The organism is Saltatorellus ferox (assembly GCA_007751475.1).
Lineage (GTDB): Bacteria > Planctomycetota > UBA1135 > UBA1135.
In genome coordinates, this window is record CP036434.1 from 6512702 (window position 1) to 6526659 (window position 13958).

Annotated in this window: 9 protein-coding genes and 1 pseudogene; 3 read left to right on the forward strand and 7 right to left on the reverse strand. The window is 64.0% G+C overall.

What is annotated here, in order from left to right; genetic code table 11:
* Window positions 1-594: 594 nt before the first annotated feature.
* The gene (locus tag Poly30_RS23595; RefSeq protein ID WP_145203341.1) at window positions 595-3264 is read left to right on the forward strand and encodes a serine/threonine-protein kinase; all 2670 of its coding nucleotides are present in this window, start codon (window positions 595-597) and stop codon (window positions 3262-3264) included.
* 15 nt (window positions 3265-3279) lie between these two features.
* Here Poly30_RS23595 and Poly30_RS23600 read toward each other — a convergent pair whose 3' ends face one another.
* The 5 genes from Poly30_RS23600 to Poly30_RS28850 all read right to left on the reverse strand — a co-directional run bounded on the left by Poly30_RS23600 (window position 3280) and on the right by Poly30_RS28850 (window position 9707).
* Complete coding sequence (locus Poly30_RS23600; RefSeq protein ID WP_145203344.1) at window positions 3280-3840, reverse strand: ECF-type sigma factor; 561 nt, start codon at window positions 3838-3840, stop codon at window positions 3280-3282.
* A 34-nt stretch (window positions 3841-3874) separates the two neighbouring features.
* Window positions 3875-5506, reverse strand: a complete 1632-nt coding sequence (locus Poly30_RS23605) for a hypothetical protein (RefSeq protein WP_145203347.1) — start codon at window positions 5504-5506, stop codon at window positions 3875-3877.
* A gap of 558 nt (window positions 5507-6064) precedes the next feature.
* Window positions 6065-7126: a transposase gene (locus Poly30_RS23610; RefSeq protein WP_419190566.1), complete on the reverse strand. Its 1062-nt coding sequence runs from the start codon at window positions 7124-7126 to the stop codon at window positions 6065-6067.
* A 705-nt stretch (window positions 7127-7831) separates the two neighbouring features.
* Window positions 7832-9466 carry a hypothetical protein gene (locus Poly30_RS23615; protein ID WP_145203353.1) on the reverse strand — a complete coding sequence of 545 codons (1635 nt, stop codon included), beginning with the start codon at window positions 9464-9466 and terminating at the stop codon, window positions 7832-7834.
* Window positions 9467-9539: 73 nt separating this feature from the next.
* Window positions 9540-9707, reverse strand: coding sequence for a hypothetical protein (locus tag Poly30_RS28850; RefSeq protein ID WP_419190567.1), 168 nt, complete (start codon window positions 9705-9707; stop codon window positions 9540-9542).
* A 24-nt stretch (window positions 9708-9731) separates the two neighbouring features.
* Between Poly30_RS28850 and Poly30_RS23620 the strand changes: the two genes are divergently transcribed.
* Window positions 9732-10370, forward strand: a complete 639-nt coding sequence (locus tag Poly30_RS23620; RefSeq protein WP_145203356.1) for a hypothetical protein — start codon at window positions 9732-9734, stop codon at window positions 10368-10370.
* 641 nt (window positions 10371-11011) lie between these two features.
* Here the strand turns inward: Poly30_RS23620 and ltrA are convergent.
* Window positions 11012-12310, reverse strand: a complete 1299-nt coding sequence (ltrA, locus tag Poly30_RS23625) for a group II intron reverse transcriptase/maturase (protein ID WP_145203359.1) — start codon at window positions 12308-12310, stop codon at window positions 11012-11014.
* Window positions 12311-12423: 113 nt separating this feature from the next.
* Window positions 12424-13002, reverse strand: a pseudogene (locus tag Poly30_RS23630) (IS256 family transposase); the annotation flags it as partial.
* A 296-nt stretch (window positions 13003-13298) separates the two neighbouring features.
* Here Poly30_RS23630 and Poly30_RS23635 point away from each other — a divergent pair.
* Window positions 13299-13934 carry an IS110 family transposase gene (locus Poly30_RS23635; RefSeq protein ID WP_419190568.1) on the forward strand — a complete coding sequence of 212 codons (636 nt, stop codon included), beginning with the start codon at window positions 13299-13301 and terminating at the stop codon, window positions 13932-13934.
* Window positions 13935-13958: the final 24 nt, after the last annotated feature.

The window sequence follows — 13958 nt, forward strand, 5'->3', positions numbered from 1 at the left end:
CACCTTCCGCTGTCGCAGGTGATGGAACGCTGCAGGTCTTTCTTCAGTTCGGGATCCCCGTTCTGCTGCGCGCGCGAGCTTGGCAGTCTCTTGGCCTACTCGCTCCTTGCTTCATGAGCAGGGCCTGACGTCCAGCGCACCAGGTCGACAGACTGTACGGTGATCTTGAGTTTGGCCTTCGTTGCCGGTGTCCAAAAGAGCTGCCAACAGAGCAGCGCGCCCGAAGCCCAGAACGTCGCCCGCGCCAAGTAGCCGGGACACATACTCGTTGCGGCTCGCCTCCGCGGTGGCGCGCCGGGCGGCCGACAGCAGCGAAAGGGCGATGGCAGCGCCCGCTGCTGCGCCGCGGATCTCGACGGAGAGATGCTCCTTTGCCGGCGGTACTGCGCGCAGCAAGCGGAAGCCTGATAGAGAGTGCCACGACGCAGCTCGAACCATGGGGCCTCGTCTTCGGGCGGCGCGGGGGGAGGCATGAACCAACCTTCAGGGCCGCCCTGCCATCTTTGCGAATCCAGTCCTTGCCGCGTCACGTCCATGTGAACGCGCCGCAGATCCTTTTGCAGAGGGTAAAGTGGAGCCACCGCCCCCTTTCCCATGACCCAAGCCAGGCCCAAGCTAGAACCCGATCAGTGGGCTGCCGTGCTGGACGCGGTGGAGGCCGTCATCGACGGCCCAACGGGAGCGCACCAAGGTCGCCTGGAGGAGCTCCGCGAGCTCCTCGGTGGGGATCCGAAGCTCGTGGAGAAAGCGCTGGAGATGCTGGCGCTTGAGGACGGCACGGCGGCTCATGGGCTCAACACGCCCGTGGACGCGCTCTCGAGCGTCAGCGCTCCGTTCGCCGCTTGGGGCAGCATCCGGCGCGATGAAGTGGGGCCGTATCGACTTCACGAAGAGATCGGTCGCGGGGGCATGGGGCAGGTGTTCCTCGCATCGCGCTCGGACGGTTCGATCGACCGCCGCGTGGCGCTGAAGCTCGTTCATCCCGGTCTCGGAACCCAAGAGGTCATCGCGCGCTTCGAGCGCGAGCGCCAGGTCCAGGCGAGCCTGCTGCACCCTGGGATCGCGATCCTTTTGGACGGCGGTACCACCTCCGACGGCCTGCCCTACCTCGTCATGGAGTACGTCGACGGCCAGCGCATGGACCGCTGGTGCGACGAGCGGAAGCTGAGCCTGCCCGACAGGCTGGCGCTCTTCATCAAAGTCGCGGGCGCGGTGGCTTACGCCCATGAGTGCGGCGTGATTCACCGTGACCTCAAGCCATCGAACATTCTCGTGACCTCCGACGGTGAGCCAAAGCTGCTCGACTTCGGCATCGCCAAGGTCTTCAATAGAACGGGAGTAGGGGCGGGCAGTGCGCAGGAGACCCTGACGCTCGAAGGCATGCAGCGCATGACGCCCGCCTACGCCAGCCCCGAACAGCTGCGCGGTCGGCAGGTCACAGTCGGCACGGATATCTACTCACTCGGTACGCTCTTGTTCGAGCTCTTGACGGGGCACACCCCGCACATGCTGAGCGGGTATTCGGTTGCCGAGATCGAGCGCGCCGTTTGCGAGGTGGATCCACGACGGCCGAGCCGCGCCGTTCTGGAGGAGCGCGAGATGCGCGGCGAGGAGGGCGCTGGCACCACGCAAATCTTGAGCGCGGCCGAGCTAGGTGCGCGCAGGAGCTCCAGTCCTACGGCCCTACGCCGTCGGATCCAAGGCGACCTTGAGCGCATCGTGATGAAGTGCTTGCGCAAGGAGCCCGAGCGGCGCTACGCGTCGGTGGCTGGATTGATCGCAGACCTCGGTCGGTATGGCGTCGGACGCCCGATCCTCGCGCGTCCGGAGTCCCTGATCTACCGTGCCCGGACGTTCGTCCGTCGCCACTGGGTCGGTGTCGCCGCGGCTGCCAGCGTCATCGTTGCACTCGCGGGTGCGCTCGCTTTCAGCCTGGTGCAGTACGGTCAAGCCGTCGAGTTCGGACGCCTCGCAGCCGACCGGGGTCGGCTGGCGGAGGAGCGCCTGGGCAGCCTGAGGCAGTTTCGCTGGGACATGCTGAACAGGGTGGCACCGACCATCAATGAAATGCCGGACGCCATCGACGCACGAGAGCGAATCATCCTTGCGGTGATGGCCTGCCTCGAGCGCGAGACCATGGCCGTTGGCGACGACGCCGCGCCCCGGATCGAAGAGCTGATCAACTCCTATCTAGCGCTCGCGAAGTTGCAGGGCCATCCGCGCGCCATGAATCGGGGCCGCGCTGACGCAGCCAAGGAGACTCTCCTGAAGGCCGAACGATGCAGCGCTCAGCTGATGGAGGCATTTCCTGGGAAGAGCCGTGCGCACTGGCTGCGTGGCCGTGTGCTGGTGGCGCTCGGCTCCCTTCTGGCGAGCGACGGCGATCACAGCGGGGCGGAGTCCAGCCTCGTCGAGGCGGCGCAGCTCGCGGATCGCGCTTTGGTGGATCAGGGCTTCGATCAGCGCGACAGGCTCTACTACATCAGGCACGAGGCGCTTTTGGAGCTCGCCTATTTGGCGCTTGGCCGCGGTGAGCTCGACGAGGCTCGGGGGCACGCGCGGGCTTCTGAGGCGGTCCTCGACGAGCTGATCGGGGAGTTCCCCGATCAGGTCTACTTCCTCGACGGAGACAGGGTGAACGTGCGCGCTTCGCTGGCAGAGATCGCCAACCGCGCGGGGGCGTTCTGCGACGGGCTCGCGATGGTGGAGCCCGCGAGAGAACGGCTGAACAAGATCATGGCATCGCATGCTCCGAACGGCGCAGCGCAGGATATGGACGCCAGGATGCTGAGCATCATGGCTGACTCCCTCGAGGGTCTGGGGCGCGAGGATGAGGCCGTAGCGGCGATGACATCCTCGGTAGCGGTGGCTGCCGCAAGCTTCGAGGTCTCCAAGGGGGATATTCGCTCGCTGGAGACTTTGGTGGCTCGACAGCTTGAGCTGGGCGAACTCCTCCTGCGGGTGGGGCAGACGCTCGCCGCCCAGGAGGCGCTAGAGGCAGCCGTGCGCACGGCGGACATGAACACGAGGCAGCGCCAGCAGAGCTACGTCAACGTCTTGCGGAGGATCGACTTGGAAGCGGCGCTGGCGCGCTGCGCGAGCCAACGTGGGGAGGGCGTAAGAGCCGTCGAGTTCGCGACGTCCGCCGCCGAGCGACTCGAGAAGCTCTCCGGTGAGTTGGATCCGCACTTGGAGATCCAGAGCCGCCGAGCCCAGATCGATCGAGCCCTGAGAGCTGCGAAGGACGAGCTTCTCGATGATTAGCCCATCAGGTCGTAGCTACAGCTGATCCTGAAGCCAAAGTCGAGCGACTCGCCAGCGTCGATCGATCGTCTGGGTCGAGACCCCGAGAGCCTCCGCCGTCTCGGGGATCGTCAGGCCGCCGAAGAAGCGCAGCTCGACGACCCGCGCCAGATCGGCGCGGGACCGTGCGAGGCGGTCGACGGCGTCGGAAAGCTCCACCACGTCGAGGGACCGTTCCTCGAAGATGTGCAACGCGGCGTCGAGCGGCAGGCTTCTGCGGGCCTCGCCGCGCTTCGCTGCTCGTTTGGATCGAGCATGGTCGACCAGCACGCTTCGCATCGCGCAGGCTGCCGCCTTCAGAAAGTGACCGCGTCCGTTGAAGCTTTGGACGACCTCACAGGAAAAGAGCCGCAGCCAGGCTTCGTTCACGAGCGCCGTTGGCTGCAGCGTGTGATCGCTCGACTGCTTGCTCATCCACTCCGCGGCTATGTCGCGCAGAGCACCGTAGAGCATCGGGGCGAGCTCTTCACCGGCCGCGTCGTCTCCAGAGCTGATGCGCTTGAGGAGCTGAGTGGCGAGGGTCGGGTCTTCTTCCATAGCGGCGGCGGGCTAAGAAGCTAACGTACGAACGTTACTGAAAAGTCACCGACGTGGGCTGGGCGAAATTGCTTGTGGGAGGCGAGCCGAAGTCACGGAACCAGGCCTGGAAATTCCATGTCTCGCCAGGGAGGACGGCGGTCGGGGGTGAGACCGGGATGCTCGTCAGATCGATCGCGACGTCCATGATGCCGCCGACGCCCGAGTTCTGGGCGAGGCTCACGAATCGGGCGATGGCGCCCCCGAGGCACAGGCGCCCTGCGCTGCCTCCCGGGAAGAGCACGTTCCCCTGCGTGCGGCTTGCCAGGAAGTACCCGAAGGTGTTGGCGGGCATGGCAGTGCAGCTGAGGCGCACGTTCGCTTCCTGGACAACGTCGCTTCCATAGGCACAGGTGAGTGCGAATTGGCCCGTGCTGTTGGGCTCTGCGCTGCAGTACGCGGCGCCGACGACTGGCTTGGACTCGACGAGCATCAGTCTCGACGATGCGTCCCCGGCGAGCCAACCCTTGAACAGAATCCAACGTCCATCCGCCGTGGCGCGCGTGGTCGACGTCAGTTCAGCGATCGTCTCGCCAGTGGAGGTCAGGGTCGCTCCTTCGCGAACCAGGATCTGGTCGCCCATCATCACGACGGCGTTGCTGCTATTCGGCAGGCCGTTCAGCACGGCCCAGTGGATGAGGTCCCCGCCGTCGGAGAGGTTCACCACGCGGTCGAGGATGCGGAACGAGAGGCCGGCTTGACCTGGGACAGGGTCTCCCTCGCGTCGCACCACGACTCCATCGAGGACGTAGAGTTCGTCGTCGGAAATAGACCCGTCGATGTCGGCCGCCATAAGCAGGCTTCCGGAGGCGTTGATATCGAAGCTAGCGTTGACTGCCGTCGCCCACAAACGTCCTGGGATCGGGCTCGGCGTTCCTCCTTTCAAGAGGAGATTGCCCGCAAGATCGTAGGCGACGGTGGTCGCGGGCGAGCCCGAGAGGTTGGCCGCCCACGCGAGCCCGCCCGCGTCCCCCAGGACGTAGTTGTCCTCGCCCGTCCAGAAGGTGTGGATGGGAGCGAACTGCCCCGGGGGCGGAACCGAACCGTCCACCAGAACCACCACGCTCGTCACGGCGCCGCCGCTGACCTGGAGAGCCGCGATGCCGCGGTACTGAGTCGGTGTGTGGGTCGCCTCCATGAAGCGACCGTTGACAAGCAGCGTGCCGCTGCTGTTGACCTCGATGTCGTTGATCTCAGGAATCAAGATCCCGTTGATCTCGTCGTCCTGATCCAAGAGCGGGCTGGTGAAGTTCGAGTGGAGCAGGCTCCGCATCGCGCCGTTCACGAGCCTGACGCTCATCTGACAGTAGGTTCGTCCTTGGTCGTCTCGCGCGATGTGCGTGAGACTTTGGATGGTGGCACCGGGCAGCCCAGGGACGTCGTCGCCGATGGCCATGAGGTTGCCTTCGCTCGTTAGCACGGCGCCGCCGATGCCGCCCGTCGCCCGGTTGGTGTCCACCCGGGCAATCCACTCTCCGCCGGCCGCAATCTCGGCCGCCCAGATAATCCTGACCGTATCGCCGTTGGGTAAGAGATCCCCGGGAGAGAGAACCACGACGGGCGCCTGGGCGAAGGCCACGCTCGTGAGCAGGAGAAGGGAGAGGGGCAGACTCAGATGGGACAGCATGGGCGTTTCGGGACCGGGGTGAAGCGGATCGGAGAGGAGCCAGCGCCCCTTCAGGCTGTCCCAACGGAATCCGCCCTCCGACCACCCCAAGAACTTCCGCTTCTCGGGAGACTCTGTGAAACTGCTCCCCTTGGCTATCCTTCTGCAGGCCGAGAGCGCGCATGTCTCGATCGGTCACTTCGCAGGCCTTGGTTGGTTTTGCTGTGCCGAGGACGCGGCGTGGGCCTCGCAGGAGCAAGGATTCTCGGGTCCCCCATGGGAGTCGGGAGGAGATGAAGGAGGAGGTTGTCCGCGGCCATGTGAGATTTGGTCAGGGGCGGGACAGGGATCATGCCAACGGATAGGAACTCCAAGCGGGGTGTCGAGACGATTTCTACCGTAGCCTGGGGCGCGATTCTTTGCCACCACCCTTCCTCACCGGCCAATCTGCGGCGCTCGAGCGGCCATTGGGCGCTTCGCTGTGCCGAACTCGCCCGATTTCGCCCTCTCCGAACGGCACCACCGGTCCGCTTCACCACGGCCTACAGCCAGCACCCTCCCCGAGAGTGCTGGCTGATCTCATTTCACCGAGCCCGATGGCCCGCGCGCCGCTCTTCCGCAGCGTCCTACTTCCCGAGGTCCAGCCGCCCCGTGAAATAGACACGGCCGAGGCGGCATCGGTATTCGGACCTCGGGCTCTGCTGGTGGGGAACGGCTCGGAATTGGCGATGACGGGTCTCCCCCACCCGGCGAATCAGATGTCCTCCTCGCCGCCGCTCTCACTCCCTCCAACACCTTCCGCGCTGTCTCCGGATCTGTGATCACGGAGATCATGTGCCTGCGGCCCCGGCAGCGCGGGCAGCGCGGGCAGCGGAGAACATCTTCCGAAAAAACCCGCTTCAAGAGATCTGCCCAGCGGATGGTTCTCTGGTCCTTCGACGGCTCCCCCGGACTCTTCGAGCCGTCTTCATCGGCGACGTCCGCACCCTTCGGCTCCTTCCGAACCACGGGACGCGGCACCACCAGATCACGCAATGATGAGGCGGGGGCCAGCACTCCCTGATACGTCAGCTGATGCTCGCGCGGATGCGGCGCGAGCGCCGCCAGTCGAGCCATGAACTCATGCGGCGTCATGACGAATCCCTTGGTCCCATCACGCCAGGCCTTGCGTAGCAGCCATGAGACCATCCCATCGGGACGCACCTCGAAGCGTTCGAGACTGATGGCGGGTTCGCCTGAGTAGCGGCAGAGCTTCTCCAGCTGCGCCCGCTGGCCCTTCCGGATCAACGCACGCAACGAGAACCCGTCGGCGTTCACCACCAGTGGAGGCGGAACGTACTGACCTCCCCAACCCGACGACTGGAACGCAAGGCCGAGATCAGGGTCGATGAGGCGCTTCAGCGGCTGCCCAGCACCAGGGCCGAAAGGTACCAGCGACTTCACCGAGGCAGCCTTCAGGGCCGGAAAGAACGCATCATCGCGCGCGTCGCCAAAATCGAGAAGCGGCTGCTCATCAGCGCCCGCGTCCGCGTACTCCCAAGGGGGGTCGTCGCCTTTGCGTAGGGGCAGACCGAGTGCGATCGGGTCGAGGGAGTAGCGCTTCAGCACACGACGGATGCGCGCGATCGCGCCTGTGTGCACACGCAGATCCTCCGCCGACGTCAGAGGATCTGCGGGCAGAAAGCCGGACCGGGGAGGAAGGAACGGAAGCTGCGGCTTCCTCTGGGTCACCCTCTGGGTCGCCCTCTGGGTCGCCTTGCACTTGTTGCTGCTGACGATCCAGGGTCACTTGACGGATAGGACTTCCAAGCGGGGTGTCTACACCCCGGTAACCGTAGCCTGGGGCCTGATTCTTCGCTACCCCCATCCTCGCGGGCCACGCGGGAGCGCCCGAGCGGCCATCGGGCTCTTCGCTGAGCCGAACTCGCCCGATTTCGCCCCCTCCGACGAGCACCACCGGTTCGCTTCACCACGACCTGCAGCCAGCACCCTCCCCAAGAGTGCTGGCTGATCTCATATCGCCGAGCCCGATGGCCCGCGCGCCGCTCTTCCGCAGCGCCCTACTTGCAGAGCCACCACCACCGTCGGGCCCGGTTCTGTCTCGGGAGCCGTGGCGGCATCATTCGCAGCGGCGGAGCGGAACTGGGCCATCGCGCCAAACGCTCCGACCAGGACGAGTGCGGCCTGCGTGATCCTGAGTCTGTAGTTCATGGTGATCCCCCTGGATCTTCCCCCCTGGGTCAAAGACCTCGACCTCTCCTGGGCGCGCGCTCGCAAGGAAGGCAAGGCCATCGAGATGCGTGGACCCACATTGAGATGATGATGATCCAATAGGCAGCGGCGCGCTCACTCGAACATGATCGAGACCGCCATGGAGAAGTTCGACGTCGCCGCGCCGGCGATCGAATCTCGGAACCAGCTCTGCATGTACCAGGTTTCGCCAGCCATGGCGCTCACCGTTCCGGTGGGCTGGGGAATGACCCTCAGGTCGAGGGGGACGCGGGCTGTGCCGTCACTCGAAGCTGTGAAGAGGCTTGATTGCAGGCGGCCGATGGACCCGGAGAGGCAGAGCATGCCCTGACTTCCCGGGGGCGTGATACCGGGGCCCGACTGCTGCGAGAAGAGCAAGTATCCGTTGGATTGGGCCGGCAGCTCGAGGAGGTCAACCCGGGCCTCGTTGTCGGTAGCGAAGATGCTACCGCTGGTGATGACTCGGGCACTTTGGCCGGTGGAGTTTGGGACTCCGTCGCAGATGAGTACATCGGTTCGGTAGTTTCGAAGGCGCAGGATTCCAATGAAGCCCGGAGCTGCGGAGGTGACGACGCCCCGCGTAAGCAGGGCAGACTCGGAGACGAGCGAAGGGGCGTCGATCAAGAACTGGCAGGCGAATCCCACTTCAGCCGATCCATCGCGGTCTACGTCGATGCGGAAAAAGTCGGCTGCGTTGATGGACTTGGCGTCGACCCCCACTTGGCCGCCCTCACTCAGAAGTCCTCCAGTCGTGACGGCGGCTCCGCGCTGGTCGAGGGCAATGTCGCCTCCCAAGAGCGTGAGAACCCGACCGTTGCGAATCCACTCAAAGCCTACCCCAGACCCCACCCAGGTGTTGTAGCTCAGCAGGTCGCCTCGGTCGTTGATCGCGGGATCGTTTAAGCTAGCCCACGTGGAAGTGGCGTTGCCGCTGATCGAGCTGGGGACGGGCTCGCCCTCATAGGCCACAAAGCCCGGCGCGAACTCGACCAGCGCACCGTCTTGAATCAGCATGTCTTCGTCCGTTTGGCGCGTCCTTGCGCTCGCCGCCCAGTGCATTCCATTGGGACTCACGGCCAGCCTGTAAGTGGCCAATCGTCGGGGGACGTCCGGGAAGAACTCGTACCCGTTCATGAGCACCTCTCCCAAGGTCGTCTCGGCAACCATGAACCGTTGACTACCCGTCACCGGCTCAAGCGCTAGCCCTTCCACAAACACGCGGCCACTGCTCGTGGCGGTCACCTCAAAGAACTCTGTCCAGGTCCAACCGCCGGAGCCCAGTACCGGATCGCCAGCACTCAAGAGCACCGCACCCCCCTGGATGACCGACTCGATCACCGAGGAGGGCGCAGCCGGATCCACATCACGTAGAATGTACGTGAGCTGATCTCCCACTAACGAAGGAGACAACAGGTAGTCACCGCTAGACGGCTCGAGAACCACGAAAAGCTCCACGGGACCAGCCAGCAGGCCGGGGTGCTGCCCGCAGAGAGCCGAGATCGTGTCGCCGGGATCGACGTCGCGCTTGAGCGTCGCCACGCACACCCAGCCTCCATCAGTGCCGGCGATGGGCTCGCCCAAGTCCTCGTAACTCCAGGTATCGCCGAGGGGGTCGACGTAGGGTGCGAGCTGCCCCTCGCCGACCAGCAACTCGGCCAGATCGGGCTCTTGCATCGGAAGTGCCGATGTGATGGTTGGTAGAAGAATGGATGAGGCGGCGAGTGCGAGCATGGATGGTTGACTCAAGGCGTGGTTTGGATTGGTAGCGGGCCTGCCTTGGGAAGGGGGCGCCAGGGACTTTGAACTAGTCATCGGGCAGGAGGGCGGCTACGGCGCCGAGGCGAACTTTCTCGCAATCTTCTTCCATTCCGTGCCCGGCGAGTTTGCTCAGCACGACCTCGGCCAGATTGTCGTCGAGTGCCAAGACGGCACGACGGAGCGCATCCTCTTCTTCGCGTCTCAGCTTCGGCATTCTCGGACCAACTAAGCTGGAAGCATGCAAATCAAGCTCGCTCTCGGACTGACGCTTCTCGCTGCGTCATGCTCGTCCGTTCCGCCAGCGGCGGCCCGGCCGAGGCAGGGAACCGACTCGACTACGGTCGCCCCAGCCTCCCCAGGCCGCTGGGACCACGGCGTGACTCTTGCCTGGAACCAACGCTCCGTCGACTCCCAATGGGATCCCGCCTCGAGCTATCGCGGGGGCTCCATCGAGTACAGCGGGCTGATGCGTATTGAAAGCGGTCAGGGGACAGGCATCGAGGTCAGCTTCGGGAGAGCTGAGTCCGATGAATTCAGCCATGTCTTCGGCTACCGCCCGAGCACCTGGCGGAGATGGACCGACTACTCCATCGGGGTTCGGCACGAGCGGCCTCTTGGCTTCGGTCGCTGGCTTCTCAGCGGCGGCTTCTCCTACATTCGCGTGGAACTCGATCAGAACGGGCTCAGCGAAATCCTTCGACTCGATCTGGGTTCGAGCGGGGCTTACATGCGCACAGGATACATCCAGCCTCTCAGCAGGAACGTCGAGCTCGTCGTGAGCGGCCGGTATCGTGTCGGCAGGAGCGAGCACCTCTTTGGTAGAGAGCTTGACCTCGACCACGTTGGGATCGACGTGGGCCTGAGCTGGCGATTCTGACCTGGCTGCTACCCGCCGCCGGCGGGCTCGGTTCAGAGGACTCGTCAGGGCAATGGAACAGCGATCCACTCCTCGCGAGGATAGTTCATGTCGTAGTCGCCCACGATATACCACGGTTCACTGGTCGACGTCCGTGCGTACTCGCAACCGAAGGCGCCGCCACTCCACACGCTCAGCCTCCAAGCTCTCCCCTCGCCATTGCTGTACCGAACTCCCGGATCAGCTGGTGGGCGACGTGGGGGAAGCTCCGCGATGAATTCTGGGACCAGGGCATCGAGCGAAGCGGGCGAGCGGCCGTGTTGTTCTGCGTACGCATGGATGGCGAGACAGAGCGGCTCCGTGGCCTGCAGAAACTCCAGGGTCTCCGCCCTGACCCGCTCCGATTCGCCAATCTGAATCCAGACGAACGCAAACCCGAGGACAAGGAGGATCAAGCCACAAGTGCAGCCGCCCTTTATCCAATCAACGATCCTCTTGTCCGTGTCGTGCAAACGTAACCACCTCGATATTCGTGGAACGCGTCGCTGCGTTCATGTTGGCGTCGACGGAGTCGGGTGGCCCCGGGTCGTTACCTCCCCGGGGCTCCCACAGATCCGGACGTGCGCGATTAGCGCATCCGGCTCCTCATCCCCATGGCTTCGCTACGTGCGGCGGTAGATGGAATGAACGGCCCGAGCTGGGACCAGGCAGTGCTGCTTGAAGAAGCGATCCCACCAGTCCCCGTTCTTGCGCATGGCGGCGCCGGAGCGTCGCCTCAACCACTTCCGCCAGAGGTTTCGGACTCCTCGTCGATACTTCTCCAACGCCACCGCGTTTCCGGTGATGCCGTAGTAGGCACAGTGCCCGCGTATCTTCCGATTCAGAGCCTTCAGCTGGTCGACCACGGGCATGTGCCGATTTCGTCGGCACCATTCCGCCACCTTGTTGAGGCCTCGACTCAGGCGAGCTGCCATCGTCTTCTGGAAGATCGCCCAGTAGCCCCTCCTCGATCTCGACCAGTAGTGGGTGAACCCCAGAAAGTCCCAGCTCTCCGTTTCGTTTGGGCCGCCCATGGGCGGACGCTTGAATGGCACGAGCTTCGTCTTCTCCGGGTGTAGTTCGAGTCCAAACTTGGCGAAGCGGGGGAAGATGCCCGCGAAGAAACGTTTCGCGTCTTCCTCGCGATCACAGAGGATCACAAAGTCATCGGCGAAACGGATCAGTCGTGCACTGCCTCCGATCTGTGGCCTCGCATGGTGTTCGAACCATCCATCAAGCACCGTGTGGAGGAAGATGTTCGAGAGCAGCGGAGAGATGACGCCACCCTGCGGTGTACCTTCCTCCGGCCGCGTTCGCTGCCCTTCCTCGACGATGCCGGCATTCAACCACTTGCCGATCACACGGATCAGCACTCCATCACGTATCCGTAGGTCCAGGATCTTCCGCATCCATGAGTGGTCAAAGGTCCCGAAGCAGTCTCGGATGTCTGCCTCGACGACCCATCCACCTTTCATGCCCATCAGCGTAGCTCGGGTGTCCTTCAGTGTTTGATGAGCTGACCGCCCGGTGCGAAACCCGTACGAGCAGGGCAGGAAGTCCTGCTCGTAGACGGCTTCAATCACCATGGCGACAGCCCGTTGTAGCACCTTGTCCTCGAACGTCGGGATCCCCAGCGGGCGCGTCTTCCCGTTCCCTTTCGGGATGTGGACTCGGCGCACGTCGGGGGCTCGGTAGCGACCTGACTTGAAGCGGTCGAGGAGGTCCAAGAGGTTCTTCTCCAGGTTCTTCTCGTACTCCTTGCCTGTGACGCCGTCGACTCCCGTCGCCCCGTCCTTCCGCGTTCGGCTGTACGCCTCAAGCAGGAACTCCAGGTCGATGTTGTGGGCGAGATTGGTGAAGCTCCTCTTTGGGTGCTCCCTCGCCAGTTCGGCTATCCGTTGCAGTTTCGTTGAGACGCTCATTCAAGCTCCGGTCTTGGTGTCATTTCCTTGCAATGGGTCCATTGGGTATTGGCTTCCCCTTCCCTCCACTGGATAGAGCAACTCTTCTTCTGTAATTTCGTCCGCGAGGAAGATCAGGCTTGCTCCATGGTGAGGTATTGACGGCCGGCCTCCCAATCTTCGGAGACCTCCATGGCCAGGGCAGTGACGAGCCGCAACAGTGCGGCTTCGTTCGGAAAGAGGCCAGCGACTCGCGTTCGCCTCTTGATCTCTTTGTTGAGCCTCTCGACCGCGTTCGACGTCCGGAGGCGTCGACGATGGCTGGCGGGAGATTGGAGGACAGCGAGTCCCTCGTGGATGTTTTCTTCGATCCACGCGGCGACCCTGGGCTCCGAGTCCTGGTACTTGACAACGACCGTCTTGATGATCTGCTCGGCGTCGGCCATCGTCGGCGCGTTGAAGATGGAGCGGAGGTCCTCCGCCACGTCCTTCTTCATGACGATCTTGGAGACGTAGGACTGCGCGTTGCGCTGCATGTGGCACTGGCATCGTTGCCAGGCAACGCCAGGGAAGACGGATGCGAGAGCGGCCTTGATGCCGGGGTGGTCGTCACTGGTGAAGAGGCGCACACCATGCAGTCCACGGAGGACGAGCGACTGCAGGAACTCCCGCCAGTGGACCTCAGCTTCGGAGGTGGCAACGCTGACGCCGACGATCGATCGCTTCCCGTCCTCTCGTACCGCAGCTCGGCCTACACACTCGCTGTCTACGCTTCGCAGCACGGGTCGCCCCTACTACCACGCAAGACTCGCTTCCGGCTGGTGACCAGCCTTATCCGGGCGGATGTTGTCTCCGCGGGACTCCAGTGGAAGTTTCAGTTCACTTCTTCCTCTTCCTCCAAGCTTGACCTGGCGCACTAGATGGGATGAGAAGGCCAGCCTCCGGCTCGGGTTACCTTGACGGGACCCTAAACATCAAACGGGCTCGAGGCCAAACAAGGAGGCTGACCATGACTCAATCTACCATGACCGAAGAAACCACCATCGGAATCGACCTCGGAGACAAGAAGAGCCATATCTACGTGCTCTCGGGCGACGGAGAGGTACTCGAGCGGGCAGAAGTGCCGACGACCATGGTTGCGATGCGGCGGCGCTTCGGGAACTGCGAGTCGCTGCGCATCGCCATCGAGGCTGGCGGTCAGTCCAGCTGGGTCAGCGACCTACTAAAGGAGCTCGGCCACGAAGTCATCGTCGCCAACCCGCGCAAGCTGCGGATGATCTACGAGAACGACTCGAAGTGTGACGCGGTCGACGCCGAGCAGCTCGCTCGCGTCGCACGCCTCGACCTGAAGCTCCCGCAGCCGGTCCAGCACCGCGACCGCTCTGCGCGCGCCGACCTCAACAAGACTCGTTCGCGGGACCTGCTGACGGATAGGACTTCCAAGCGGGGTGTCGACACCCCGGTAACCGTAGCCTGGGGCCTGATTCTTCGCTACCCCCATCCTCGCGGGCCACGCGGGAGCGCCCGAGCGGCCATCGGGCTCTTCGCTGAGCCGAACTCGCCCGATTTCGCCCCCTCCGACGAGCACCACCGGTTCGCTTCACCACGACCTGCAGCCAGCACCCTCCCCAAGAGTGCTGGCTGATCTCATATCGCCGAGCCCGATGGC